Origin of the sequence: Roseovarius sp. MMSF_3298, assembly GCF_030733705.1 — a bacterium.
In the GTDB taxonomy this organism is placed as follows: domain Bacteria; phylum Pseudomonadota; class Alphaproteobacteria; order Rhodobacterales; family Rhodobacteraceae; genus Roseovarius; species Roseovarius confluentis.
In genome coordinates this window covers 1-23,952 of record NZ_JASHIN010000005.1, presented here as the reverse complement: position 1 = coordinate 23,952, position 23,952 = coordinate 1, and the positions used below count along the sequence as shown (strand labels likewise).

General features: G+C 65.1%; 24 protein-coding genes. 14 read left to right on the top strand and 10 right to left on the bottom strand.

What is annotated here, in order from left to right:
- Window positions 1-352 precede the first annotated feature (352 nt).
- A complete protein-coding gene (locus RBB18_RS06415) occupies window positions 353-2,311 on the top strand; it encodes a 4Fe-4S binding protein (RefSeq protein WP_306111860.1) in 1,959 nt (652 codons plus the stop codon).
- Here the strand turns inward: RBB18_RS06415 and RBB18_RS06410 are convergent.
- Window positions 2,305-3,057 (bottom strand): hypothetical protein, encoded by a 753-nt coding sequence (locus tag RBB18_RS06410; protein ID WP_274592561.1) that lies wholly within the window; start codon window positions 3,055-3,057, stop codon window positions 2,305-2,307. The genes RBB18_RS06415 and RBB18_RS06410 overlap by 7 nt on opposite strands.
- 72 nt (window positions 3,058-3,129) lie before the next feature.
- Between RBB18_RS06410 and RBB18_RS06405 the strand changes: the two genes are divergently transcribed.
- Genes RBB18_RS06405 through RBB18_RS06390 form a run of 4 tightly spaced genes read left to right on the top strand, consistent with a single transcriptional unit; the run spans window position 3,130 to window position 5,574 of the window.
- Window positions 3,130-3,321: a DUF6494 family protein gene (locus RBB18_RS06405; protein WP_103762205.1), complete on the top strand. Its 192-nt coding sequence runs from the start codon at window positions 3,130-3,132 to the stop codon at window positions 3,319-3,321.
- 2 nt (window positions 3,322-3,323) lie between these two features.
- Window positions 3,324-4,391, top strand: a complete 1,068-nt coding sequence (apbC, locus tag RBB18_RS06400) for an iron-sulfur cluster carrier protein ApbC (RefSeq protein ID WP_103762497.1) — start codon at window positions 3,324-3,326, stop codon at window positions 4,389-4,391.
- Window positions 4,388-5,098: a biotin/lipoate--protein ligase family protein gene (locus tag RBB18_RS06395; protein WP_103762204.1), complete on the top strand. Its 711-nt coding sequence runs from the start codon at window positions 4,388-4,390 to the stop codon at window positions 5,096-5,098. Before apbC ends, RBB18_RS06395 begins: the two co-directional genes overlap by 4 nt.
- Window positions 5,095-5,574: a DUF6505 family protein gene (locus RBB18_RS06390; RefSeq protein WP_103762203.1), complete on the top strand. Its 480-nt coding sequence runs from the start codon at window positions 5,095-5,097 to the stop codon at window positions 5,572-5,574. The genes RBB18_RS06395 and RBB18_RS06390 overlap by 4 nt, the downstream gene beginning before the upstream one ends.
- Before the next feature lie 176 nt (window positions 5,575-5,750).
- Here RBB18_RS06390 and RBB18_RS06385 read toward each other — a convergent pair whose 3' ends face one another.
- Both RBB18_RS06385 and RBB18_RS06380 read right to left on the bottom strand, forming a co-directional pair.
- Window positions 5,751-7,181 carry an FAD-binding oxidoreductase gene (locus tag RBB18_RS06385; protein ID WP_274592563.1) on the bottom strand — a complete coding sequence of 477 codons (1,431 nt, stop codon included), beginning with the start codon at window positions 7,179-7,181 and terminating at the stop codon, window positions 5,751-5,753.
- A 31-nt stretch (window positions 7,182-7,212) separates the two neighbouring features.
- Window positions 7,213-9,198 (bottom strand): AsmA family protein, encoded by a 1,986-nt coding sequence (locus RBB18_RS06380; protein ID WP_103762201.1) that lies wholly within the window; start codon window positions 9,196-9,198, stop codon window positions 7,213-7,215.
- Between the two features lie 101 nt (window positions 9,199-9,299).
- Between RBB18_RS06380 and rimO the strand changes: the two genes are divergently transcribed.
- The 3 genes from rimO (at window position 9,300) to RBB18_RS06365 (ending at window position 12,191) form a co-directional block, all read left to right on the top strand.
- Window positions 9,300-10,688: a 30S ribosomal protein S12 methylthiotransferase RimO gene (gene rimO / locus RBB18_RS06375; protein ID WP_103762200.1), complete on the top strand. Its 1,389-nt coding sequence runs from the start codon at window positions 9,300-9,302 to the stop codon at window positions 10,686-10,688.
- A 172-nt stretch (window positions 10,689-10,860) separates the two neighbouring features.
- A complete protein-coding gene (locus RBB18_RS06370; RefSeq protein ID WP_103762199.1) occupies window positions 10,861-11,367 on the top strand; it encodes a hypothetical protein in 507 nt (168 codons plus the stop codon).
- 125 nt (window positions 11,368-11,492) lie between these two features.
- Window positions 11,493-12,191 (top strand): hemolysin III family protein, encoded by a 699-nt coding sequence (locus tag RBB18_RS06365; protein WP_103762198.1) that lies wholly within the window; start codon window positions 11,493-11,495, stop codon window positions 12,189-12,191.
- 23 nt (window positions 12,192-12,214) lie between these two features.
- On the opposite strand, the gene RBB18_RS06360 is transcribed toward RBB18_RS06365, so the two are convergent.
- The 3 genes from RBB18_RS06360 to RBB18_RS06350 all read right to left on the bottom strand — a co-directional run bounded on the left by RBB18_RS06360 (window position 12,215) and on the right by RBB18_RS06350 (window position 13,676).
- Complete coding sequence (locus RBB18_RS06360) at window positions 12,215-12,481, bottom strand: DUF6455 family protein (RefSeq protein WP_245890418.1); 267 nt, start codon at window positions 12,479-12,481, stop codon at window positions 12,215-12,217.
- A 115-nt stretch (window positions 12,482-12,596) separates the two neighbouring features.
- Window positions 12,597-12,956 carry a YigZ family protein gene (locus tag RBB18_RS06355; protein WP_306111859.1) on the bottom strand — a complete coding sequence of 120 codons (360 nt, stop codon included), beginning with the start codon at window positions 12,954-12,956 and terminating at the stop codon, window positions 12,597-12,599.
- A gap of 9 nt (window positions 12,957-12,965) precedes the next feature.
- On the bottom strand, window positions 12,966-13,676 hold the full coding sequence (locus tag RBB18_RS06350) for a M48 family metalloprotease (protein WP_103762195.1): 711 nt from the start codon (window positions 13,674-13,676) through the stop codon (window positions 12,966-12,968).
- Window positions 13,677-13,804: 128 nt separating this feature from the next.
- Here RBB18_RS06350 and RBB18_RS06345 point away from each other — a divergent pair, with 128 nt between their 5' ends.
- The 3 genes from RBB18_RS06345 (at window position 13,805) to RBB18_RS06335 (ending at window position 15,418) form a co-directional block, all read left to right on the top strand.
- Complete coding sequence (locus tag RBB18_RS06345; RefSeq protein ID WP_306111858.1) at window positions 13,805-14,044, top strand: hypothetical protein; 240 nt, start codon at window positions 13,805-13,807, stop codon at window positions 14,042-14,044.
- 103 nt (window positions 14,045-14,147) lie between these two features.
- Window positions 14,148-14,726 (top strand): nitroreductase family protein, encoded by a 579-nt coding sequence (locus RBB18_RS06340; RefSeq protein ID WP_306111857.1) that lies wholly within the window; start codon window positions 14,148-14,150, stop codon window positions 14,724-14,726.
- Window positions 14,723-15,418 (top strand): EI24 domain-containing protein, encoded by a 696-nt coding sequence (locus RBB18_RS06335; RefSeq protein ID WP_103762192.1) that lies wholly within the window; start codon window positions 14,723-14,725, stop codon window positions 15,416-15,418. The genes RBB18_RS06340 and RBB18_RS06335 overlap by 4 nt, the downstream gene beginning before the upstream one ends.
- Window positions 15,419-15,429: 11 nt before the next feature.
- Here RBB18_RS06335 and RBB18_RS06330 read toward each other — a convergent pair whose 3' ends face one another.
- The 4 genes from RBB18_RS06330 to RBB18_RS06315 all read right to left on the bottom strand — a co-directional run bounded on the left by RBB18_RS06330 (window position 15,430) and on the right by RBB18_RS06315 (window position 21,135).
- The gene (locus tag RBB18_RS06330; protein ID WP_306111856.1) at window positions 15,430-16,002 is read right to left on the bottom strand and encodes a hypothetical protein; all 573 of its coding nucleotides are present in this window, start codon (window positions 16,000-16,002) and stop codon (window positions 15,430-15,432) included.
- Between the two features lie 102 nt (window positions 16,003-16,104).
- On the bottom strand, window positions 16,105-19,176 hold the full coding sequence (locus RBB18_RS06325; RefSeq protein ID WP_306111855.1) for an efflux RND transporter permease subunit: 3,072 nt from the start codon (window positions 19,174-19,176) through the stop codon (window positions 16,105-16,107).
- Window positions 19,173-20,288 carry an efflux RND transporter periplasmic adaptor subunit gene (locus tag RBB18_RS06320; protein WP_306111854.1) on the bottom strand — a complete coding sequence of 372 codons (1,116 nt, stop codon included), beginning with the start codon at window positions 20,286-20,288 and terminating at the stop codon, window positions 19,173-19,175. The genes RBB18_RS06325 and RBB18_RS06320 overlap by 4 nt, the downstream gene beginning before the upstream one ends.
- 223 nt (window positions 20,289-20,511) lie before the next feature.
- Complete coding sequence (locus tag RBB18_RS06315; RefSeq protein ID WP_103762188.1) at window positions 20,512-21,135, bottom strand: helix-turn-helix domain-containing protein; 624 nt, start codon at window positions 21,133-21,135, stop codon at window positions 20,512-20,514.
- A 66-nt stretch (window positions 21,136-21,201) separates the two neighbouring features.
- Between RBB18_RS06315 and RBB18_RS06310 the strand changes: the two genes are divergently transcribed.
- The 3 genes from RBB18_RS06310 (at window position 21,202) to RBB18_RS06300 (ending at window position 23,844) form a co-directional block, all read left to right on the top strand.
- Window positions 21,202-22,728 carry a class I adenylate-forming enzyme family protein gene (locus tag RBB18_RS06310; RefSeq protein WP_306111853.1) on the top strand — a complete coding sequence of 509 codons (1,527 nt, stop codon included), beginning with the start codon at window positions 21,202-21,204 and terminating at the stop codon, window positions 22,726-22,728.
- Complete coding sequence (locus RBB18_RS06305; protein ID WP_103762186.1) at window positions 22,715-23,371, top strand: DsbA family oxidoreductase; 657 nt, start codon at window positions 22,715-22,717, stop codon at window positions 23,369-23,371. The genes RBB18_RS06310 and RBB18_RS06305 overlap by 14 nt, the downstream gene beginning before the upstream one ends.
- Window positions 23,372-23,475: 104 nt before the next feature.
- A complete protein-coding gene (locus RBB18_RS06300) occupies window positions 23,476-23,844 on the top strand; it encodes a potassium channel family protein (RefSeq protein WP_103762185.1) in 369 nt (122 codons plus the stop codon).
- Window positions 23,845-23,952 lie beyond the last annotated feature (108 nt).

Genomic DNA, 23,952 nt, shown 5'->3' with positions numbered 1-23,952 from the left:
GCTGGTATCCTCCCGTGGTCTCATCCTGTGCCAACTGCACCGGCGCCTCAAAGAAAAAAAGCATGCAATTGTGGACGAAACGCAAATCTGGACAATTTGGGTAGCCATAGACCGAATTCGGAAGGGTGACGGACAGAATGACCGGACGAGAAAAATGCTCAGGTTTCCTGCTTGCAACAGCGTCGCGAAGGGCAGAAGAATCGCAGGCCAACCGCCCCCAATTCCTGACCATGCTTGTCGGAAAAGGGGGCCTAAGGCCCGTGCAGGTTCATGAGGAGAGAACTGCATTGCAATCCATCAGCTCGTCGCGCCGAACTACGGCGCGGCCCGCCAGTGAAAGCCGGGGCAAATCATGACTAAGCAACTGATTCTGTGCAATTGTGCAGGCTCGCAAGAGCTTGACAAGGACGCGCTCGAAGCCGCCACCGGCCTCACCTGTAGCGCGGTTCATTCCGGCCTCTGCACCACCCAGACCGACGCCACCGCACAGGCCATCGCCTCGGGTGACGCCATCCTCTGCTGTCGCCAGGAACAGCGCCTCTTCGCCGAACTGGCCGCCGAGATGGACACGCCCGAGCCGCCGGTCACCGACCTGCGCGACCGGGCCGGGTGGTCCGATGACCCCGCCAGCAAACTACCCAAAATGGCCGCCCTCCTGGCCGAGGCGACGCTGGACGTGCCTTCGGGCAAATCCGTCGACGTCATGTCCGAGGGCTTGTGTCTGATCATAGGCCCCGCGGACACGGCCCTGGCCGCCGCCGACAAACTCAAGGATATTCTCGGCGTCACCGTTCTTATGACAGATGACGCCGATGCCCCCGACCCAACGGAATACGACGTCATTCGCGGCAAGCTGAAACGCGCCACAGGCGCTTTGGGCGGCTTCTCTGTCCAGATCGACGCGCTGCAACAGGTGGACCCGTCCGGCCGTGGCGCCCTGACATGGACCGCCCCACGGGACGGCGCGCACACGGAATGCGACGTGATCCTCGACCTGACCGGCGGTACACCCCTCTTTCCCGCACCGCAAAAACGCGAAGGCTACCTGCGCCCCGATCCCGGCAGCATTTCGGCCCTGGCCGACGCCATTCTCGAGGCCAGCCAGCTGATCGGCACCTTCGAGAAACCGCTCTACGTGGCGGTCGAACCACTGCTTTGCGCCCATTCCCGCGCCCAGCAGGTCGGGTGCACCAACTGCCTCGACGTCTGCCCCACCGGCGCGATTTCCCCCGCGGGCGAGCATGTCACCGTCGATCCGATGGTCTGCGCGGGCTGCGGCGCCTGCTCGGCGCTTTGCCCCTCCGGCGCCATTTCCTACGATGCGCCCGCGCCCGCCACGCTCTTCCGGCGCATCCAGACCCTCGCCGCGACCTTCCGCAAGGCCGGCGGCACCGCCCCGCGCCTGCTGGTCTGCGACGACAGCCACGGCCAGCAGATGATCAGCCTCGCCGCCCGCTATTCCCGCGGCCTGCCCGCCGACGTCATCCCGCTGGAAGTGCCCGCGCTCTCGGGCTTCGGCCATGCCGAGATGCTGGCGGCCCTCGCCTCTGGGTTCACAGACGTGACGATCCTGCTGTCGCCCACCACGGAACGCGACGCGCTCGACCGGGAAATCCCCCTGGCCCGAGCCATCGCGGGCGATAACCGCATTGCCCTGCTCGACGTGGCCGAGCCCGATGCGCTTTGCGACTCGCTTTATACCGACTCGGCCCGCCCGGCTCCGGTGACCGAACCCGTCCTTCCGATGGGCAGCCGCCGTCAGGTCACGCGCCTTGCCGCCAAGGCGCTGCATGGCGACGACACGGTTCTGCCCCTGCCCGACGACGCCCCTTACGGCGCCGTTCTGGTCGACACCGACGCTTGCACGCTCTGCCTTTCCTGCGTCTCGCTCTGTCCCTCCGGGGCGCTCGTCGAAAACCCCGACAAGCCCGAGCTGCGTTTCCAGGAGGACGCCTGCCTGCAATGCGGCCTTTGCGCTAACATCTGCCCCGAGGACGCCATCGGCTACGAGCCGCGCCTGAACCTCGCGGACGAAGCCATGGGCCAGGTCGTGCTGAACGAGGAAGAACCGGCCCAATGCATCGAATGCGGCGTGCCCTTCGGCGTGAAATCCACCATCGACCGGATCACCGAGAAACTGGCTGGCAAACACTCCATGTTCGGCAACGAGTCGGCGGCGCGGCTGATCCAGATGTGCGACGACTGCCGGGTAAAGGCGCAGTTTCACTCAAAAGACAACCCCTTCGCGGGCGGCGAACGCCCGCAGGTCCGCACCACCGACGACTACTTCTCGAAACGCCGGGATCACTGATGCTCGATCGGTGCCCCAAGGTCGGCCGGCTCTACACCGGACACGTAGGCCAGGATGGCCTGCAAATCGTCTATGGTGATCTCCAAGGGGGCGATCGGCGACGGACGGTTGATCGGAAACGGCTCGGTCACGTCCTCGACCTGGGTAAAGGCCGGGTGCGGGTTCAGGATATAAAATGTCTGGAAGCGCCGATCCCAGTCCGCCATCGCCCGCAGCACGGCGAAACTGGGGGTCGAGGCCATGGCATTCATCCGCGTTGCCTCGCTCACCGCGTGGCACCGGGCGCAATGTGCCACCGACAGGTCGTGCCCAAGACCCGCATCCCCGTCGAAACTGACCTCGGCCACCTCCTGCCTGTCCGCTTTCGGCAGACCGAACGGCGCCGTGGCATCGACCTCATAGCTGGTCACCGTCCGTTGGCCGATCTCGGAGGTCAGCCAGTCTGCAAATGCGACCGCACCGTCGTGGCTGGGCGTATTGATCTGCATCCGCCACTTCGCTTGCGGCCCGTCGAACACCCTCGGCCCCTCGGCATCTGGCGCCAGCAGGATATCGCCGCCCTCATTGAGGTCAACGACCTCGACCCTTATTCCTGTCTTCAGCGAAAACCGCGGCAACACGTAATCCAGCAACCCGCTTTCGGTCAGCGGTGGCGGCGCACCAAGGCGAAAATTCTCCGCCGTGCGCCCTTCAGTGGTGGACATCCCGAGACAGACCACCACAATCACGCCAATAAGGGTTAACATTTGCCCGCGCATGGCCCAAGCCTAGGAAGCACGCGGGCCACGCGTCAACACTCTTGAAAAAAGGAGAGTAAAATGAGCGACGATTTCAACATGTCCATGCGCAAGTTCCTCAAGCAGGTCGGCGTAACCTCGCAGCAGGCGATCGAGGACGCCATGCGCAACGCCGACGGCACCGAGGGCAAGACGTTCGAGGCCAAGGTCGTGCTGACCGTGGACGGTCTCGATGTCGAACACGTGGTCACCGGCACGATCAAGGGCGGGTGAACGTGACGGCAACAAGGGAAAGCGTGCTCGCCGCGCTGAAGAACGTGAACGACCCGGTTTCGGGCGACGACATCGTGTCGGCGGGCGTGACCCGCGGCCTTAATGTCGAGGACGGCACCGTCCGCTTCGTGCTCGAGATCGACCCCGCGAAGTCAAAGGCCTACGAGCCTGTGCTGGCCGAGGCGCAGGAGGCCGTGCGCGGCGTGGAGGGCGTGACGGACGTGTCCGCCGTGCTGACCGCACACTCCGCCAAGGCGCCGCCGGACCTCCAGACGAAAAGCAAACCTGCCGAGCCGCAAGGCCCGCAGCGCGTCCCCGGCGTCGACCACATCATCGCCATCGCTTCCGGCAAGGGCGGCGTGGGCAAGTCGACCGTTTCGGCCAACCTCGCTTGTGCGCTGGCCGCCGAGGGCCGCCGCGTCGGCCTGCTGGATGCCGATGTCTATGGCCCTTCGCAGCCCCGGATGCTGGGCGTTTCCGGACGGCCCGCCTCGCCCGATGGCAAGACGATCCTGCCGATGCGCAATCATGGCGTCACCATGATGTCGCTGGGCCTCATGACGAACGAAGATCAGGCCGTGGTCTGGCGCGGGCCGATGCTCATGGGTGCCCTGCAACAAATGCTGATGCAGGTGCAATGGGGCGCGCTTGACGTGCTGATCGTCGACCTGCCGCCCGGCACCGGCGACGTGCAGATGACGCTGGCGCAAAAGGCACAAGTGGACGGCGCGATCATCGTTTCCACCCCTCAGGACGTCGCCCTGCTGGACGCGCGCAAAGGGATCGACATGTTCAACCAGCTTAAGGTGCCGACCCTCGGCATGATCGAAAACATGTCGACACATATCTGCTCCAACTGCGGCCACGAGGAACACGTCTTTGGCCATGGCGGCGTCGCTGCCGAGGCGCAGAAAATGGGCGTGCCCCTGCTGGCCGAGGTGCCCTTGCATATCGACATCCGCATGGCCTCTGATGGCGGCGCACCCATCGTGGTGTCCAAGCCCGACGCACCGCAGTCGCAGGCCTTCCGTGATATCGCGCGGGCGCTGGTGGCACAGGGCGTGGCATGACGCGAGACCCGGCCTTCCCGCCGCTGATGCAGGGGCATGGCGTGGACGCAGGTATCGACCCGTTCGAGAAAGCCTGCGCCATGGCGGCCCTTGGCTGCGATGCCGGGACCATCGTTCATAACGTCGGCGCCAACCGGCTGGCCGCGGCGCTGATCATGGCACCCGAGGTGCCGCTGGAACAGGCCATGGCCATGCTACCCACGTGCGGCGTCGGTTTTCAGAACGCGCTCGGCGCAATTGCACCGCCCGAAGTGGCCGTCCACCTGGAATGGGCGGGCGGTCTACGCGTGAACGGCGCCGCTTGCGGCCGCCTGCGCGTCATGGCCGGCACGACCGATCCCGCCGCCATGCCCGGCTGGCTGGTGGTGGGGCTGGAATTGCCATTGATGCTGACCGATGCCGTGCCGGGCGACGCCCCCGACCGCACCGCGCTCTATGAGGAAGGCTGCGCCGACGTGGATCCGGTGGCGTTGCTGGAAGGCTGGGCGCGCCACACGCTGGTCTGGATCACCCGCTGGGAAGACGACGGCCCCCGCACCCTGCATGCCGAATGGCGCGGCCTCGCGCACGGCATCGGCGAAGACATCGCCATCGACGGCCAGACCGGAACCTTCATGGGCGTCGACGAAAATTTCGGAATGCTGCTGCGGACCGGGGGCGAGACCCGCCTGATCCCGCTCAGCACCGTGCTGGAGACTGAGACATGAAACTCGCCCGCGCCATCCACTTCGACGAGAGCGACACGCGCGTCTATCCCTCGCCCGCCCGCACCGGCGAATGGTGCATCTCCGGCGGGTTCGAGTTTTCCAACTGGTCCGAGGCTGACCTCAGCGGCAAGCAACGCCAGGCGTTCTCGAACGGCTGGCTGGGGCTGGAAACCTTCGGACGCGTGACCTTCGTGGCCGTCACGCAGATCGAAGAGCCCGAACGCGCCGCCGTGACCGACGCGCTGGCGCAGCATTTCGTCTCGGTCTACGGCGCGCCCGACATCGACGCCGCGCGCCCGGTGGCGGCTGACGAGATCGCCCAGATGATCGAGATGTGCGACGAGCACGACCCCAACACGCTCCTGACGGTCGCGCGTGAACTCACCGAGGCCGGCGTACGCGAAACCTACCGCGCCATCGCCGCGCAGGATGCCGGGCTCGAGCAGTTCGCCATTCACGGCAGCCTCGACGAGTGACCTGGCAGAGCGCTTGCGGCGCGCAGGATATCTCGTCGTCCTTGCATCCTCCTCGGGGAAGAATTGCATCGTGACGCACTGACCCTCGCGGCAGCGCCTGTCGAACCGCGGCGTTTGAGTATTTGAAGAACAGTGAAGCAGAAGCGCCCGCCCGGCTTTCACTGTTCCAAAAATACTCACTGTCGATCCGATGAAGCCTTTAGAATCGCGCCGGGATTCATGATGCCTCCGGGGTCCAGCGCTGCCTTGATCGCCCGCATCGCCGCCAGCTTGGCCGGATCGCCATAGCGCTCCAGGTCATTGACCTTCAGCCGCCCGATCCCGTGCTCGGCGGACACCGAACCGTCCATCTCGTGCACCAGATCATGCACCAGCCGCTTGATGGCGTCGCGCTGGTCCGTGTAGGCCTCGCGCGTCTCGCCCTTGGGCGGAAAAACGTTGTAATGCAGGTTTCCGTCGCCCAGATGCCCGAAGCAGTTGATCCGGAACGGTCCCAACTTCTTCAGGTTCGCGTTGCATTTCTGAATAAAACCCCGCACCGCGCTCAGCGGCAAGGAAATGTCATGGCTGCTGATCGCTCCGATGCGCCGGTTCGCCTCCGGGATCGTCTCCCGCACCTCCCAGAACTCCTGCCGTTGCGCCTCGGACTGGGCAATCATGCCGTCGCTCACCAGTCCGGCCTCCGCCGCCTCGACAAAAAGTGTCTCAAGCGCCTCTGCCGGATCAAGACCCTTGGCCAGCCCGATATCGATCAGGACGAACCACTCGGGCGGCTCGGCGAAGGGCAAACGCATGTCCGGCATGGTCTCTGCCAGGAAATCCAAGCCTGCCCTGTGCATCAACTCGAACGCCGACACCCCTTCGCCCATGTGATCGCGCGCCATCGACAACAGGCGCAGCGCCGCCTCGGGGCTGTCCACCACCATCAGCGCCGTGCCTTCTCCGGCGGGCTTGGGGAACAGCTTCAGCGCCGCGGCGGTGATCACGCCCAGCGTACCCTCGGACCCGATCAGCAGGTTGCGCAGGTCATAGCCGGTGTTGTCCTTCCTCAGCCGCTTCAGCCCGTGCCAGACCGTCCCGTCCGGCAGCACCGCCTCCAGCCCCAGGCAAAGATCCCGCGCGTTGCCATAGCGCAGCACGTTCACACCGCCCGCATTGGTCGCCAGGTTTCCGCCGATCCGCGCGCTTCCCTTGGCGGCCAGCGACAAGGGAAACAACCGGTCCACCGCGTCCGCCTCGGCATGGATATCCTGAAGGATGGCGCCCGCCTCGACCACCATCACGTTTTCCTCGGGCCAGACCCCTCGCACCGCGCGCATCCGCTCCAGGCTGAGCAGGACCGGCGCAGGCCCCTCGGGCGACAATTGTCCACCGACGAGCCCCGTGCCGCCGCCATAAGGCACCACCGGCACACCAGCGTCCACACAGGCCCGCACCACGGCCGCGACCTCCTCGGTACTGCCGGGGGCGACCAGTACGCCCGCCTGCCCCTGCCAACGCCCGCGCGGCTCTTCCAGGTAGGACGGCATCACCTCGCGGAATGCCGCCTCGGGCAGCACGCCGCGCAGGTGAGCGATGAAGTCTTCGGTCACGGAATTGAGTGTCATGACCCGCTCCTAGGCTGCGGCTCCCGCATCGTCAATCGAACAGCTTCAGCAGGCCGCGTTCCAGCTCGTCTTCCAGCGCGTCCTTCGCCGCATCCTCCAGCGACTGGCCCTCCTGCCGCTCGATCCCAAGCTGCTTTTCGACCTCGCGTTCGATCTCGTCGCGGGCCTGACGCTCCAGTTCCTTCTTCTCTTCCTCGAAGTTCAGGTCAATCGCCGCTTCCAGGTCCGGCGTGATCTTCGGGTTGGCCCACGGCCCCCGGATCTTCACCGGAATGGCCAGCCCGTCGCGGCTGCCGCCATCCAGCAGTCGTGGCGTGAACAGATAGTCGATATCCCGTGCGCCCAGCCCCACGCGACCTTCGCCCGCCGCACTCGCCTGCGGCAGTTTCAGCGTCAGGTCGTCGTTGAATAGGTTGCCCTCATCCATCGTGAACGTCGCATGAAGCGTGTCGAACACCGTGGTGCCCCCGGTGCCGCTGCCCGACCGCATCAGCCGGTCGAGGTCGAAGCCCGAGATCACGCCGCGCCCGGTCTTGAACGCGCCGCCGCCGCTCAGCGAATTCATGATCGCGTGCACGCTTTCGCCGACGCCGAGGAAATCCACCTCACCATCGGCCTTCGCCTCGAAGCGCGAGATATCCATCGCGTCGTCCAGAAATGTCTTCAGGTTGACTCCCGTGGCGATCATGTCGCCGCCCACCGACAGACCCGAGCGATTGTTCATCACGAACTGCCCGGTGATCAGCCCGTCATAGGCGCGCACCTCGCGCAGGCCAAAAACCAGCCGCGAGCGATCGAGCGTGGCAAGCGTCCGCACCTTGCCCAGCTTGAAATCACCGAGGTCGATGCTGTCTGCGACCAGCGCGAACTCTCCATTCACCGCCGCCAGCCCGGACGCGTTGATCGGTGCTTTTGACCATCCGCCACTTGCCGCGCCACCACTGTTGCCGCTGCCTGTGTTGCCATTGCCGTCTTCGCCCCCGGCGTCGTCGGCGCTCAATCCAGTCAGGTCCAGAGCACCTGCATTAAGCTGCACGTTAAGGCGCGGTTGGTCCTCGCCCAGATCCACGTCCGCCGCTCCGGTAAACCGGTTACCGTCCAGCCCCAGTACCGTGTTGCGTAGCGACAGCCGGTCGTCCTTGAAGATCAGGTCCGTCTCCAGCGTTGCAACACGGCCCAGCCCATCGGGGATGTCCATCGGCCCCTGCCCGATCAACGCCATGAAGTCCGATGTGTTCTTCAGATCCGCAGTCAGCTTTCCCGCCGCCTCCGGCGCCGATCCCCCGCGCCCGGCAAAGCTGGCCGTGCCCGCCTTGGTCGAAATTCGCGCCTGTAAGTCCGACACGCCGCCGTCGATGAAATGCCCCACGCGCTCCAGCGTGCCGGATATCTCCACCACCTCGCCGCCGGGCCTCAAAGTCAGGTCGAAATCCGCGGCCCCTTCGTAATCCGGCCAGCGCAAATCGAAATCCACGCCAGACTGGCGCACGGTGGTGCCGTCCACCTCGTCGACAAAAACCAGCGAGGCATTCTCGATCAGCGCCCGGTCCAGCGTCAGCGACAGGCGGTTCGACCGCGCCGGTGCCCCGCCTTCTGCACCGCCCTGCCCCTGGCCGGACGGTGCCACGCCCTCCACGTTCAGTTCCCAGTTGACGCGCCCATCCTTGGCTCGGCGCAGGTTGATCTGCGGGCCCACGGCCTCCAGCCCGGTAATCCGAATATCCCCTCCGAACAGCGCTTGCGGCTCCACCCCGATCTTCAGGCTGTCGGCCCGGAACATCGGCGCCTCCCCGGCCCAATCCGCATTGGCGACCGTGACCGCGCCGGTGCTGACGCCTAGGATGGGCCAGAAGCTGATGGTCGTCTCGCCGCTCATCGTCACCTGGCGGCCCGTCATGCGGCTCAACTGGTCCGCCGCGATGCCCGCGACGCGCTCTCCGGGCAGGAAAAACACTGCCGCTACGACCAGCGTCGCCGACACCAGTACGATCATGAAAATGCGAATGAGCCACCGCATACCGCTCTCCACCGTTTTCTTTTCAGACTAGGCGCAGGCCTTGCGCCCAACAACAGCTTTTCCGCTTTATCGGGTGGCCTTTGGGGACTATATCGCGCCGAATGAGCACCAACCCACCCGATCTGCGCCCCGATCTTGCGAAGGCCCGCGTCACCGAAAGTCCCCGCAAGGGCCAGCCGGTGATCGGCATGGTGTCGCTGGGCTGTCCCAAGGCGCTGGTGGACAGCGAGCGCATACTGACGCGCCTGCGGGCCGAGGGCTACGGTATCTCACCCGACTACTCCGGGGCCGACGCGGTGATCGTGAACACCTGCGGCTTTCTCGACAGCGCCAAGGCCGAAAGCCTGGACGCCATCGGCGAGGCGCTTACCGAGAATGGCCGTGTCATCGTCACGGGCTGCCTCGGTGCCGAGCCCGAGTACATCACCGGCGCCCACCCCCGCGTTCTGGCCGTGACCGGCCCGCACCAATATGAACAGGTGCTCGACGCAGTGCACACCGCCGTGCCTCCTGCTCCCGACCCTTTCATCGACCTTCTGCCCGAGGCCGGCGTCAAGCTGACACCCCGCCACTACAGTTACCTCAAGATTTCAGAGGGCTGTAACCACAAGTGCAAGTTCTGCATCATCCCGGACATGCGCGGGCGTCTTGCCTCGCGCCCCGGTCACGCCATTCTGCGCGAGGCCGAAAAGCTGGTCGAGAATGGCGTGCGCGAGCTTCTGGTTATCTCCCAGGACACAAGCGCTTACGGACTGGACCGCAAGTATGACGTGAACCCGTGGAAGGATGGCGATCTGCGCAGCCATATCGTCGATCTGTCCAAGGCACTCGGAGAGCTCGGCGCGTGGGTCCGGCTGCATTACGTCTATCCCTACCCCCATGTGCGCGATCTCATCCCGCTCATGGCAAACCCGGACAACGGCGTGCTGCCCTATCTCGACATTCCGTTCCAGCACGCCCACCCGGACGTTCTGAAACGCATGGCCCGTCCCGCCGCCGGGGCGAAAACCCTCGATGAAATCGCCGCCTGGCGCGCGATCTGCCCCGACCTGACGCTGCGCTCGACCTTCATCGTCGGTTATCCCGGCGAAACCGAGGCCGAATTCCAAACCCTGCTCGACTGGCTGGACGAGGCACAGCTCGACCGCGTCGGCTGCTTCAAGTACGAGAATGTCGAGGGTGCGCGATCCAACGATCTACCCGACCATGTGCCCGAAGAGGTCAAGCAGGACCGCTGGGATCGCTTCATGGAAAAGGCGCAGGCGATTTCTGTGGATAAACTGGCCGCCAAGGTTGGGTCCGTGCAAGAGGTGATCGTCGATGATATCGACGAGGACGGCATTGCCACCTGCCGCACCAAGGCCGACGCGCCGGAAATCGACGGCTGTCTCTTCATCGATGAGAATACCGAGGGCCTGAACGTGGGCGAGATCGTCACGGTCGAGGTGGACGAGGCCGGGGAATATGACCTCTGGGGGCGACGCCTCTAGTGTTACAGGTTTCACGGGTCGCCTGACGCCCTCGTGAAATTCTGAAATATTTCAACATTCACAAGTATTTACACCACTCCGTGTGCTCACGGGCCTGTCAGTTGATTGTCATCTTGTGCCGCCGCAGCTTGGCCGCACCGACGCAACCTCAGCCTGACAAGGACCCCGATCCATGACCTCCCTGACCACCGACACCCCCCGTGCACTTCCCGCCGTTTCCGTCGACACGGCGTTGCTCATCCTGCTGTCCGGTGCCGCCGGCACCGTCGCCTTCGACCTTTTCGGCCAAGCGCTTTCGCCGATCCTCGGCTTGGCCAATCTCGCCCCCGTGGGCCTTGCCCGCAGCCTGCTCGGCTCGTTGGGTCTGCCTAATGCCGCGCCTTACGGCCACCTGATGCACCTCTTTTTCGTCGGCCTGCTGGCCTATCCCATCGGCTGGCTCTTCATCGCGCGTCCGGCGCTGAAGCGTGTTCTGCCCGGCCTTCACTGGCTTCCGGCCTCGGCCATTTACGGCGTCGGCCTTTGGGTGTTCGCCATCGGCGGCATCACCAGCATCGCCGGCCTGCCGTTTTTCCTGAATTTCACCGGAATCACCTGGGTGGCGCTGGTGGGGCACGTGATCTACGGCATCGTCGCGGCAGCCACCGTGGTGTATCTCGAGCGCCTCCAAACCCGCTAACCCCTTGTAAAGACGACAAACAAGGGCCCAACCGGGTCCTTGTTTCCATTTTGGTTACGGTCTTGTCACATAAATTTTGAACGAAACCCCCTAAAACTGAAACATAATAGAGACATCTCAGTGTCATGATCGACACGGAACCACGGGACACCCACAGGCCGGAGGACCGCGACATGTCCTACCCCAGTTACACACGCGCAGAGCGGATCGCCGATGGCGCCGTGCACGTGCTCGGGGTTGGCAGTGCACTTGTTGCGGTCGCGTTCCTGATCGCCGCCAACGCGGGTCAGCAGACGGTGGGGACGATGACGGCGGCCGTCGTCTACGGCGTTGCCATGATCCTGATGCTCAGCGCCTCGGCCGCCTATCACCTCGCCGCGCATACGCCCTTCCGTCCGCTTCTGCGCCGGATCGACCACGCCGCCATCTACGTCAAGATCGCGGGCACGATCACGCCGCTTGCCGTGCTGCTGAACACACCTTTCGCCTATACCGTGCTGACGGTGGTGTGGTTCCTCGCACTCTCGGGCGCAGTGCGCAAACTCCTGGCCGAACGCGGAAAAATGAGCACGCACTGGTTGCCTCAGGTCCTGTTGGGCTGGCTGGGCCTGATTATCATCGTCCCGCTCTGGCCGTCGCTTCCGGCCAACAGCCTGACACTGATCTTCGCAGGCGGCATCATCTATTCCGGCGCGGTGGTATTCTACTGCTGGGACACGCTGAAATTCAGCAACGCGATCTGGCATGCCTGCGTGCTAATAGCCACCGCCTGCTGCTTTCTCGGCATCTCGGGCGCTATGGCAACCAGCATAGCACCACTCTAGAGTAGCGCCACAAGCGCGACGGCTCAGATCCGCAGTCCCGCCTTCAATGCGGCAAAAACCTCGCCGTTGCGGCACATGATCGGGGTCGCGTCCACCGGGCTGGCCTGTGCCGACATCCAGGCTTCGCAGCCATCGGGATCCGCACAGCCCGTGCATCGCAGAACCGCGTCGCACAGCGTTTCAGGATCCAGTTGCCCCGCATAAACCTCTTCCTCCAGGTCCAGGCCAAGCGTACTGGCCATACGGTCAACAAGATCAGTATGACGTTTGATCGTTTTCGTCTGCGGCATTGCGCTCTCCTGTCGCGTGAGTGCCATCGACCCTTACGGCTTCATTGCCGGGTCAAGGGGGGGCACTTCCACGGCAAAGCTTGTCGCGCAATCAGCGGGCGCGCCTTGATCTGCATCAAGCGCGCTCCAGCGCCTCCATGTAGGTCGTCACGCAGTCCTGCACGTGCCGAAACCTGTCGCCGCCCAGATGCTTGCCGCCAAACCAGCGCGTGACCACGATCACGTGTTCGCGCAGGTCGGCCCGTTCCAGCATCCGTACGATCACCATGCCTGCCCCGGCCTCGCCGTCATCGGATTTCAGCGCCTTGCCGTCGGAATCCAGCATCGCCCAGGTGTTATGGGTCGCCTTGGCGAATTTCTTGTCCCGTTTCAGCTCTTTCAGGAAGGCGTCCACAGCCGCGCGGTCCCGCGCCGCGCCACCCGACACGGCGTATTTCGACCCCCGGTCGGAAATCACGCCGGTCAGTTGCAGCATGTCACCCCGTCAGAGTTGTGAATTCACACGGCGCACCGTGTCGATTCGCTGCGCGTTGGGCGGGTGCGAGCCCAGGAACCGATTGCCCGGGTCCGGGATGCGCGTGAAATATTCCGCGCCCCGGAGCGGGTTATAGCCCGATTTCTTGGCGATGATGGTCCCCAGCGCGTCGGCCTCAAGCTCGAATTCCTTGGAATAGCTGCGCGCGCCCACCGAGGCGCCCACGTTCGTCGCCGCATCCACGGCGCCCGTCCCGGCCCCGGCCAGCGTCGCCAACCCGCCCAGCAGGATGGCCCCCGCCGCGGCACTCTGCTGTTGGCGCGGTATGTGCCGCCGGATATGGTGCGACGCCTCATGCGCGAAGATGAAGGCCAGTTCGTCCTCGTTGCGCACATCTGCGATCAGCGATGCGGTAAACGCCAGAATCGGCCGACCGTTGCGGTCCAGCGTCTGAAACGCGTTGGGCGGGCGGCCCGGGCGATCATCCAGCACCACGTTGAAATCGCAGTTCACGTTGCCGCCGCGCGCCCGGCATTCACGCTCGGCCACCGGCTCGACCCGGGCCACGACCTGCCGGAACCGCGACAGCTGCGTTCCCGAGGGCGCCTTGACCGATTGTTGCTGCTGGCCCGTCGGCCGGGGCTGCGGCGCGTCGCCGCCCGTCGTCGTGACCTCGCAACCCGCCAGGAAAACCGCACAAATCAGAACCTTCCACCGCATCTGTCTCACCTGCAATTGCTCCCTTTGCCATAGTTCTAGCAGGGTTTGCGCCGAGGGCCAGTCCCCCTCACGCACACGCGCGGTGCAAAGCCGATTGCGCTTTGCGCCGCACACGCTAGGCTGGCGGCATGTTTTCGATAGAACACGAATTCGACGCCACCGTTGTCACCCTGATCGACGAGGGCAGCACGCCCTTGCAGGAGGACGTCACCATTAACGCCTTCGAGGAATGCGTGACCATCGAACAGCTCGACTCGCGCACCGACCGGGTACAGAAGGTGACGTTGTCGATGACCCAGTTGCAGGATTTGGGCGCCGCCCTCAACCTGCCCGAGGGGGTTTATAGCCTGTCGCGCGGTAAGAAATAATCGCATCATTCTCGGGGCCTGACCGTTCGCGGCAAAAGGGTTGACGCCCGCACCGCGCCGCCCGACATATGCCACAACATCCAAGACGCAACGAAAGCCCACCATGCCCGCTCCCAATTCCGCCGCGATGGACTTCCTTCTCACCCGCCGCTCGCGCCCGGCGAAGACGCTGACAGGCCCGGCGCCCACGGCGCAAGAGCTTCGCCCGATCCTGACAGCCGCCGCCCGCTCGCCCGATCATGGCAAGCTGGAACCGTGGCGCTTCATCGTATTGGATCGTGCCGCCATGCCACGCCTTGCCACGCTTGTCCGCGACCGCGGCGCCGTCCTGGGCAAGTCGGAAGAGGATATCGCCAAGGCCGCCAAGCAATACGAGGACGGCCAGCTTGCCGTCGCCGTGGTCGAGGTGCGCAAACCGTCCGACAAGATCCCCGCAATCGAACAGACCTATTCCGCCGGCGCGGTCTGCCTCGCGCTTTTGAACGCCGCGCTGGCCTCGGGCTGGGGCGCCAACTGGCTCACGGGCTGGGCCACCCATGACCGGGAGTTCATCAGCCAGGGCCTCGGGCTTGCCGACAACGAAAGCATCGCCGGCCTGATCTTTCTCGGCACCGAAACATCGGCCCCGCCCGAACGCCCGCGCCCGGATATCGACAGTATCACCACCTGGGTCATCGAATGATCTTCACAGCCTTCTTCAAGGCGCTCGGTCAGCTGGGCGATCCGCGTTTTCGCAAGGTTTTCTGGCTGGGCGTGGCGCTCTCGTTTCTGCTGCTCGTCGCCGTTACCGCCGCCTTCCTGATGTTCATCCAGTGGGCCACCGGCGACAGCACAACGCTACCTCTTATCGGCGAGGTGAACTGGATCGACGACCTGCTCGGCTGGTCCGGCTTCTTCCTCATGCTCATCCTGTCGGTCTTCCTGATGGTGCCCGTCGCCTCGGCCATCACCTCGCTCTTCCTCGACACGGTCGCACAGGCGGTCGAGGACCGGCACTATCCCAACCTGCCAGCAGTCCCGCCAGTGCCCTTCTTCGACGGCCTGAAGGACAGCGTGAACTTCCTGGGCGTCATCATCGCGGCCAACCTGCTGGCCTTCATCCTTTACGCGCTCTTTCCGCCGGCCACACCGTTCATCTTCTGGGGCGTGAACGGCTATTTGCTGGGTATGGAGTATTTCCAGCTGGCCGCCATGCGCCGCGTCGGCCGCGCCAACGCCAAGGTGCTGCGCAAGGAACATCGCGGCACGATCTGGATGGCCGGCACGCTCATGGCCCTGCCCCTGTCGATCCCTTTGCTGAACCTCGTGATCCCGATCCTGGGCGCGGCGACCTTCACCCATATCTATCACCGTATTGCCAAATCGGCCGGCTGATCGGGGCGCGTTCAACCGGCGCCGTCGCCCAAATCCAGCCACAGCTTGCCGCGCCTGTACCCGCCCCGTATCAGTCGGCCAGGCTCCCGCGTTTCGGGAAAGTCCTCGTTCCAGTCGCGAAACCGATCATTCGTGACAATCCGCGCGTTCATATCCCGCGCCGCCGTCAAAATCGTCGGATCCGCCGGCTGCCCTTTCGGCACGACCATGATGCGCTTCTGCGGCAACCCCATCAGGCCCGCAAGCTCCCTGTCGCCCAGGAATCTGTCACCCACCTTGTAGCCCACGTTGGCATCGAACACGACGCCCGGCGTGAAACCTTCGGATGACAGGTGATCGACCACTTCGCGGACCGTATCCAGATCCGGCGACCTGTCTTTCCAGTGCATGACGTTCGAGCCATCCAGCACGACCCAACGCTTGCGCCGTTCCGTGCGCCGCCGCAGCGCCCCTACGAGCAGCAATAGAGCGCTGGCAACCGCGCACGGTCCGGCCAGCAGGATCACATCGCTCCACCCGGGCACCATCGCCGACAGGAGAATGCCGCCGATGGACAGGAACAATAGCAGGAATGGTACGATCATCGAAACACCAGCCGAACGCGCCACCTACCGAGTGACGCACCCAACAGTTGGACCGAAATCCCGGTGTGGCGCAACCCGCCTCTGACAGGTCGAATCGCGCCGCTATTCCGCCGGCTGGGCGCCCGCTCCCTCGGGCGCATCGGCCTCGTCGCGGTCCTTTTGCAGCAGATCGTACAGCACAGGCGTCAGGAACAGTGTCAGCACCGAGGCCGACATGAACCCGCCGATGATCACGATGCCGATGGAAAACCGGCTGGCCGCCCCGGCACCGGTGGACAGCACCAGCGGCACGGCCCCCAACACTGTCGACATCACCGTCATCAGGATCGGTCGCAACCGAACCGCCGACGCCTCGATCACCGCTTCACGCACGTTGCGGCCTTCCTCGCGCAACTGGTTGGCAAACTCCACGATCAGGATGCCGTTCTTGGCCATCAGCCCGATCAGCATCACCATACCCACCTGCGTGTAGATGTTGATCGCTTCGCCCAGCGCGAACAGCGTCAGCAACGCCCCCGCCACGGCCAGCGGCACCGACAACAGGATCACCACCGGCTGGATGAAGCTCTCGAACTGCGCCGCCAGCACCAGGAACACGATCAAGAGCGCCAGTGCGAATGTCAGCGCGATGCCCCCCGAGGTCTCCTGATAGCTCTCCGCCTGCCCCGAATAACTGATCTGCATGGCCGAGGGCATGTCCTCGGCAATCTCTTCGACCGTCGCGATGGCCGAGCCGAGGTCCACGCCCTCCGCCAGCGACGCGCTGATCTCGACCGAGGGCTGTCGGTTGTACCGGTTGTAAGCCCGCACCGACGCGCGCCGCTCCAGCGTCACCAGCCCGTCCAGCGGCACCAGTTCACCGGTCTCGGTCCGCACGTTCACGCCCGTCAGATCGGCGGTGTTGGTCCGCCGCGCGTCCGGCGCCTGCAGGATCACCGGGTACTGCCGGTCGCGCGAGATGAACTCCGTCACCTCCGCCGAGGCAAAGAAGGTACGCACCGCGTCCGAGATATCCCGCGCCTCGACCCCGATCTGCCGCGCCATCGCCCGGTTCACACTGATATCGAACCCCGGCGTGTTGATCTCGTAATCCCGCCGCACCCCGGTCAGGTCGGGGCTGGCGCGCATCGCCTCTTCCATCTGCCGCGAAAACTCGGCGGCATCCTCAAAACTCGGCCCCGTCACGATCACCTCCAGCCCCGAGCCGCTCCCGGCATCAAGGCCCGATGGCGCGAAGGCTCGCACGCTGGCGCGGGTGATCTTGCCGAATTCAGGCCGCAGTTCGGCCAGAACATCGCGCGGACCCATCTCGCGCTCGGCCCAAGGCGACATCACCGCCACCACGAAGGCGCGGCCCGACTCGCCGTATTGGCCGACGATGGCGATGGTGTCCTCCACCACGCCTTGTTCGCGGTAAGGCGCGATCAGGTCCTCGACCTGGCTCACCGCATTGTCGGTCAGTGGCAGGGCAGATCCCGGCGGCGCCTGGATCGACACGAAGAAAATACCCCGGTCCGATGCCGGAGTCAGCTGCGACGGCAATTGCTGGTACAGCGTCCACGACATTCCTGTCAGGCCCGCCGCAATCGCCAGCACCACCAAGGGCGCACCGATCGCGCGCGTCAGCAGGTTGCGATAGCCCTCCGAGGTGCTCTTTGTGACCCGCTTCACACCGCGCGCGAACCACGTGTCGTTCATGCCCTTCTTCAAGAGTTTGCTGGCGATCACCGGGCACAGCGTCAGCGCCACGAAGGTCGACAGCGCCACCGCGATGGCCAGCGTGACGCCGAATTCCCGGAACAGCTTGCCAAGCTCCCCTTCCAGCAACGACAGCGGCACGAAGACCGAAATCAGCACCGCCGAGGTCGACACCACGGCAAAGAACACCTGGTTCGCCCCGGTGCGCGCCGCTTGCCTGGGGTCCTCGCCTTCCTCGACCTTGCGCTCGATATTTTCCAGCACCACGATGGCGTCGTCCACCACCAGCCCGATGGCCAGAATCAGCGCGAACAACGTCAGGATATTGATCGAAAACCCGGCCAGCGCGATCCCCGCACAGGCCCCCAGCAGCGCGATAGGGATGGTCACCGCCGGGATCACCGTCGTCCGGATCGAGGTCAAAAAGACGTAGATCACCGCCACCACGATGCCCACGGCGATGGCCAGCGTAGTCAAAACCTGCCGGATCGAATTCGAGATGAAATCCGCGTCGTCCGAGGTGATCTGCAAAGCCGTCCCACCGGGCAGGTCAGCCGCGATCCGCTCCACTTCCTCGCCAACCGCGGCCGAAATCGACAGCGTGTTGGCCGAGGATTGCCGCAGCACGCCCAAACCCAGTGCCGTCTCGCCATTGGCGCGAAATTCGCTGTCGTCACTTTCGACCCCCAGCTCGATCCGCGTCACGTCCCCCAGCAGCACCCGGCCATTCTCGTCCGACCGCACGATCAGGTTCTCGAATTCCTCGACGCTCGACAGCCGCGTCTCGGTGCGCAACAGATACGTCCGAGCCTCGTTCTCGATGGTGCCCGCCGGCAGTTCCAGGTTGTTGGCCCGCAACGCGTCGGCAATCTCGTTCGCGGTCACGCCCCGCGCCGCCATCGCCTGCGGGTCCAGCCAGACGCGCATCGCATAGGCCCGGTCGCCGTAGATCTGCACCGCCGCCACGCCACTCAGCGTCTCCAGCCGGTCCGTGATGAACCGGTCTGCGTAATCCGTCAGTTCCGAGGCGGACAGGGTCTCGGACGTCAGGGTCATCCACAGGATCGGGTCGCCCTGGCTGTCATTCTTTTCCACCTCCGGCTCCTCGGCCTCTTCCGGCAGATCGCCCGCCACGCCCTCGACCGCCGCGCGCACATCCGCAGCCGCCTGGTCGATATCGCGCCCCTGCCGGAACGTGATGACCGTGCGCAGACCGCCCAACTCGGATTCGGTGTTCATGCTGTCGATGCCCGACACCGTCGACAACGCGCCTTCGACAACCGTCGCCAATTCGCTGTCCACCACACCGGGACCGGCCCCGATATAGGGTACACTCACCGTCACCTCGGCCGTCGTCGTGTCCGGCAATTCCCGCACCGGCATTCGGGTCAGCCCGGCAATGCCCACCACGATGATCAGGATCGACAGGACGGTCGCCAGCACGGGCCGCTTGATGCACAGATCGGGCAGCGTCATTGCGTGTTGGCCCCTGCATCGCCCTGGGATGCGGCGTCGCCACTCTCGTCCACCTCTTCGGCCACCTCGACCGAGGCCCCGTCCGACAGGTTGTCCCATCCCGCGACGACCACGCGGTCCCCCAACGCCAGCCCGTCGCGCACTTCGGTCATCGCACCCAGCGACTGCCCCGGCTCGATTTCGGTGCGCACGGCAGCATCGTCAGCCACTGTGTAGACATAGCTCGCCAGTCCCTCGCTGATGATCGCATCGTCGGCAATCGCCAGCCCTTCATAGGTGTCCAGAACGATCTCGGCATCAGCGAACATGCCGCCCACCAGTCGCCCGTCGGCATTGTCGATCTCGGCACGGATGTTGAAACTGCGGGTCTCCAGGTTGACCTCCGGCGCCCGCACAGTCACCTCTCCGTCGAATTCCGCATCCGGATAGGCTGGCGTCGTCACGTTCACGGCCTGCCCAACCCTGATCCGGTCGAAATACCGCTCGGGCAGCGACACGGTCAGTTCCATCGTGCTGATATCCGCCAGCCGCGTGACGGCCATGCCTTCGCTCAGAAACGTCCCCGTTTCGATATCAATCAGGCCCAGCACCCCGTCGAACGGCGCTAACAGCGTCCGGTCTTCGAGGTCGGCCCGGGTCATCATAAGCGCCGCCTCCGCCCGACGATAGGCCGCCCGCGCCTCTTCCAGCCGCGCCTCGGCAGCGGCGTTGTTGTCGGTCAGTTCCTCAACGCGGCGAAATGCGTCCTCGGCCTCGGCATATGTGGCCTCGGCCTCGGCCAGCGCCGCGCGGGCCGCACGTTCGTCCAACTGCACGATGACCTCACCTTCGGTCACCTCTTCACCCGATGACACTGGCACACCTGTAACGCGCCCGGCGGATGTCGGTACCAGCTCGACCGAACGCACCGGGATCAGTGTGCCGACCCCGCTCACCCGGTCTTCTATCTGCCGCGTCTCGGGCCGGGTCACTTCCACGCGAACTGCGGGCGGCGCCGAGGCGGCCTCACCCGATCCGCCTTGCGACAGGATCTGCTGCGTACCCCAGATCCCCGCAGCGGCGCAGATGGCCACAACGCAAAGGCCGATTACGACCCTGAAAACCTTACCCAATTCATCTCCCTCCGAACGGTAACGCGCCGATATCGGACACCGCGCGCACGCACGGGCCATTTCACCGGGTTAATTGGGCGAACTAGGGCAGCCGGTCCCGAGGAACAGGCCACGGGTCATTTGGCCACGGGCAAATGCGTCCGCGCTGAGATCACAAAAGCGCGAGTAACGGCCTCGTAGGGTGGGCGAAAGCCCACGCGTCCCCCCACGCGCACCATCGCCATCACGCCAGCGACGTCACCCACAGGATCGTCGCATCCTCGTCGCTCACCGACACCACGTTGTGGCCCATGGTGGCGTCGTAATAGGCGCTGTCGCCCCGGCGCATCTCGATCGGCTCGTAGAATTCGGTGTAGAGCCGGACAACCCCCGTCAGGACATACATGAACTCTTCGCCGTCATGGCGCACCCAGCCGTCGAACTCCTCGACCGACCGTGCCCGGATCCGGGCGCGATAGGGCAGCATCCGCTTCTTCAACAGCGCATCGCCCAAGAGTTCATGCTCATAGGTCGTGGTCGCCTGCGCCGTGCCCTGCCCTTGCCTGGTCACCGCCATCCGGCCGCTGACCTGTTCGCGCTGAGGCGGCGTGAACAGCTGCGGGATGGAGATCTCCAGCCCCACCGCCAGCTTTTTCAAGGCATCGTAGGTGGGCGACATCACCCCGTTCTCGATCTTCGACAGGGTGGACCGCGCCAGCCCCGCCTGCTTGGCGGCCTGTTCCAGCGTCCAGCCCCGCGACTTGCGCAAATCGCGCACCCGTTCGGCCAGGTTCAACGGCTGTGCCGCGTCCTCTTCCCCGCTTTCGCGGGCCAACCTGATCAGGCTCACGGGCGATCTGTCTTCCATGTCCTACGCTATACGCAGCACCGCCATGGCTTGCAACTTGGCGGTGGCAGCCATAATCCTCCCGCCATGCGCTCCGAGACCGACACCACCGCCTTTCCGCCCTGCCCCGCGCCCTTCAACCTGGCCGCTCATGTATTGCGCCATGCCGACGACTTGCCCGACAAGGTCGCGCTGGCCATCCTCGGGCTCTCGGGCTCCGAACGCTACAGCTTCGCGCGTCTGAAATCCGCCGTCCTCGGCACCGGCGCGGGCCTCCTGGGGCACGGCCTTCAACCCGGCGACCGCGTGCTAATGCGCCTCGGCAACACCGTCGACTTCCCCATCACCTATCTCGGCGCCATCGCCGTGGGCCTCGTGCCGATCCCCACCTCCTCGCAACTGACCGAGCGCGAAGTCGCCAGCATCCTCAAGACCACGGAACCGAAAGCCATCCTGCGCGGCACGGACATCCCTTGCCCCGACACGGATATTCCCGTCATCGACACCGACGCCCTGCGCGCCATGCACGACAATGCCCCGGCAGACTTCGACATGGGCGACCCCGACCGGCTGGCCTATATCATCTACACCTCCGGCACCTCCGGCACGCCCCGCGCGGTGATGCACGCCCACCGCGCCATCTGGGCGCGGCAGATGATGGTCGACGGCTGGTACGGCCTGCGCCAGGACGACCGCCTGATGCATGCCGGTGCCTTCAACTGGACCTACACGCTCGGCACCGGCCTGATGGACCCGTGGACAGCAGGCGCCACCGCCCTCATCCCGGCCACCTCCGTCACGCCCGACCAGCTGCCCCTGCTGATGAAACGCCACGATGCCACCATCTTCGCCGCCGCCCCCGGCGTCTTCCGCAAGTTCGTCGCTCCCGGCAAAACGCTCGACCTGCCGAAACTCCGCCACGGCCTGACCGCGGGCGAAAAGCTCTCGGCCACAATCGACGCCCATTGGCGCGAGGCGACCGGCACGCCGCTCTTCGAGGCTTACGGCATGTCCGAATGCTCCACCTTCATCTCGGGCTGCCCCGATCACCCCGCTGCCCCCGGCACGCTGGGCCGCCCCCAGCCGGGTCGCAACGTGGCGCTGATCGACCCAGACGGCCCGGTGCCCGTGGGTGAGGAAGGCACCATCGCCATCCACCGCTCCGACCCCGGCCTCATGCTGGGCTACTTGGGCGAACCAGACGAGACCGCAGACCGCTTCCAGGGCGACTGGTTCCTCACCGGCGACCAGGGCATCATGTCGCCCAAGGGCGATATCACCTACCTCGGCCGCTCCGACGACATGATGAACGCCGGCGGCTTCCGCGTGTCGCCCATGGAGGTCGAGGCGGTCCTGAACGCTCACCCCGACATCACCCAATCCGCCGTGACCGAGATCGAGGTCAAACAGGACGCCCGCCTTATCATGGCCTTCTACACCGCGCCCGCTCCGGTTGCCGAGGACGTGCTCAAGGCCTATGTCAACGACAACCTCGCCGCCTACAAGCGCCCCCGTGGCTTCTTCCACCTCGACGCGCTGCCCACGGGCGCCAACGGAAAACTCCTGCGCCGCGCGCTGCGGCCGATCTACAAGGACCTGCATGGTCAAGCTTGATATCGTCTCCGACCCGATCTGCCCGTGGTGCTATATCGGCAAGGCCTGCCTCGACAAGGCGCTGGCCGAACGCCCCGGCCACCCGTTCGAGATCGAATGGCACCCGTTCCAGCTCAACCCCGACATGCCGCCCGAGGGCATGGACCGGCGTGAGTACCTCGAAGCAAAGTTCGGCGGTAAGGACGGCGCGGTTCAGGCCTATGCCCCCATCGCCGAACGGGCCGAGGCCGAGGGGCTGACGATCAATTTCGACAAGATCACGCGCACGCCCAACACAATGGACGCTCACCGCCTGATCCACTGGGCGGGCATCGAAGGCCGCCAGATGGCCGTCGCCATGTCGCTCTTCCGCGCCTATTTCGAGGACGGACGCGATATCAGCGATCCCGAGGTTCTGGGCGATATCGCCGACAGTGCCGAGATGGACGCCGCGGTGGTTCAGAAACTGCTGGCCTCCGACGCCGATATCGAGGGCATCGCGGGCCGCGACAAGGCCTTCCGCGAGATGGGCGTGACCGGCGTGCCCTGCTTCATCGTCGCGGGCAAGCATGCCGTGCCGGGCTGTCAATCTCCCGACCTCTGGATCAAGGTCATCGACGAGATCGTCGAGAACCTCGAAAGCGATGAAGACCCCGCCATCTGAGCGCAATCAGCCCGAGGCATGACGCTCGACACCGTCCTGCCCCCTTGCCATCCGCGCCGCGGCCCTGTTCCTTTGGGGAGGGCGACACCGAATGGAGGTCTGACATGCGCGGATTGCGACTTCTTTTGCTACTCTCGACCCTGCCCGCCATCATCCTCGGCGGCACCGTCTTCTTTCACTACGTCGAAGGCTGGAGCTGGCTCGACAGCTATTTCTTCACCGTCATCACCCTGTCCACCGTCGGTTACGGCAGCCTTGTTCCGGCCACTGCGGCGGGCAAGATCGGCACAACGGTCTTCATCTTCGTGGGCCTTGGCGTCTTCGCCATCGCCGTGCAGCAGATCGGCGCCTTCGCCATGCGCAAGCGCGAGGAACACACAGAATGGCTGGTGGGCAAGCTGCATCACGGCCCGCCGCGCCCCTCGGACGAGGAAGGCACACAAGCCAATATCGACCGCCGCCCCGACGACTGACGCGCCTGTGCGAAAACGGCCCCCTGTCTGTGCACGCCTCGCTCTGGCGCACATCCCGGCACCGTGATAGCGCCCGGTCATGACCGCTCCCACCGACCACCCCGCCAC

What these genes read in the sequence shown, in the direction of transcription:
- RBB18_RS06370 (WP_103762199.1), top strand. Translation starts at nt 10,861, where the DNA reads ATGACCTCCCTGACCACCGACACCCCCCGTGCACTTCCCGCCGTTTCC.
- RBB18_RS06325 (WP_306111855.1), bottom strand. Translation starts at nt 19,176, where the DNA reads ATGACGCTGCCCGATCTGTGCATCAAGCGGCCCGTGCTGGCGACCGTC.
- RBB18_RS06355 (WP_306111859.1), bottom strand. Translation starts at nt 12,956, where the DNA reads ATGCTGCAACTGACCGGCGTGATTTCCGACCGGGGGTCGAAATACGCC.
- RBB18_RS06360 (WP_245890418.1), bottom strand. Translation starts at nt 12,481, where the DNA reads ATGCCGCAGACGAAAACGATCAAACGTCATACTGATCTTGTTGACCGT.
- RBB18_RS06415 (WP_306111860.1), top strand. Translation starts at nt 353, where the DNA reads ATGACTAAGCAACTGATTCTGTGCAATTGTGCAGGCTCGCAAGAGCTT.
- RBB18_RS06345 (WP_306111858.1), top strand. Translation starts at nt 13,805, where the DNA reads ATGTTTTCGATAGAACACGAATTCGACGCCACCGTTGTCACCCTGATC.
- RBB18_RS06335 (WP_103762192.1), top strand. Translation starts at nt 14,723, where the DNA reads ATGATCTTCACAGCCTTCTTCAAGGCGCTCGGTCAGCTGGGCGATCCG.
- RBB18_RS06365 (WP_103762198.1), top strand. Translation starts at nt 11,493, where the DNA reads ATGATCGACACGGAACCACGGGACACCCACAGGCCGGAGGACCGCGAC.
- RBB18_RS06390 (WP_103762203.1), top strand. Translation starts at nt 5,095, where the DNA reads ATGAAACTCGCCCGCGCCATCCACTTCGACGAGAGCGACACGCGCGTC.
- RBB18_RS06410 (WP_274592561.1), bottom strand. Translation starts at nt 3,057, where the DNA reads ATGTTAACCCTTATTGGCGTGATTGTGGTGGTCTGTCTCGGGATGTCC.
- rimO (WP_103762200.1), top strand. Translation starts at nt 9,300, where the DNA reads ATGAGCACCAACCCACCCGATCTGCGCCCCGATCTTGCGAAGGCCCGC.
- RBB18_RS06380 (WP_103762201.1), bottom strand. Translation starts at nt 9,198, where the DNA reads ATGCGGTGGCTCATTCGCATTTTCATGATCGTACTGGTGTCGGCGACG.
- RBB18_RS06310 (WP_306111853.1), top strand. Translation starts at nt 21,202, where the DNA reads ATGCGCTCCGAGACCGACACCACCGCCTTTCCGCCCTGCCCCGCGCCC.
- RBB18_RS06385 (WP_274592563.1), bottom strand. Translation starts at nt 7,181, where the DNA reads ATGACACTCAATTCCGTGACCGAAGACTTCATCGCTCACCTGCGCGGC.
- RBB18_RS06300 (WP_103762185.1), top strand. Translation starts at nt 23,476, where the DNA reads ATGCGCGGATTGCGACTTCTTTTGCTACTCTCGACCCTGCCCGCCATC.
- RBB18_RS06395 (WP_103762204.1), top strand. Translation starts at nt 4,388, where the DNA reads ATGACGCGAGACCCGGCCTTCCCGCCGCTGATGCAGGGGCATGGCGTG.
- RBB18_RS06350 (WP_103762195.1), bottom strand. Translation starts at nt 13,676, where the DNA reads ATGCGGTGGAAGGTTCTGATTTGTGCGGTTTTCCTGGCGGGTTGCGAG.
- RBB18_RS06340 (WP_306111857.1), top strand. Translation starts at nt 14,148, where the DNA reads ATGCCCGCTCCCAATTCCGCCGCGATGGACTTCCTTCTCACCCGCCGC.
- RBB18_RS06405 (WP_103762205.1), top strand. Translation starts at nt 3,130, where the DNA reads ATGAGCGACGATTTCAACATGTCCATGCGCAAGTTCCTCAAGCAGGTC.
- RBB18_RS06330 (WP_306111856.1), bottom strand. Translation starts at nt 16,002, where the DNA reads ATGATCGTACCATTCCTGCTATTGTTCCTGTCCATCGGCGGCATTCTC.
- RBB18_RS06315 (WP_103762188.1), bottom strand. Translation starts at nt 21,135, where the DNA reads ATGGAAGACAGATCGCCCGTGAGCCTGATCAGGTTGGCCCGCGAAAGC.
- RBB18_RS06305 (WP_103762186.1), top strand. Translation starts at nt 22,715, where the DNA reads ATGGTCAAGCTTGATATCGTCTCCGACCCGATCTGCCCGTGGTGCTAT.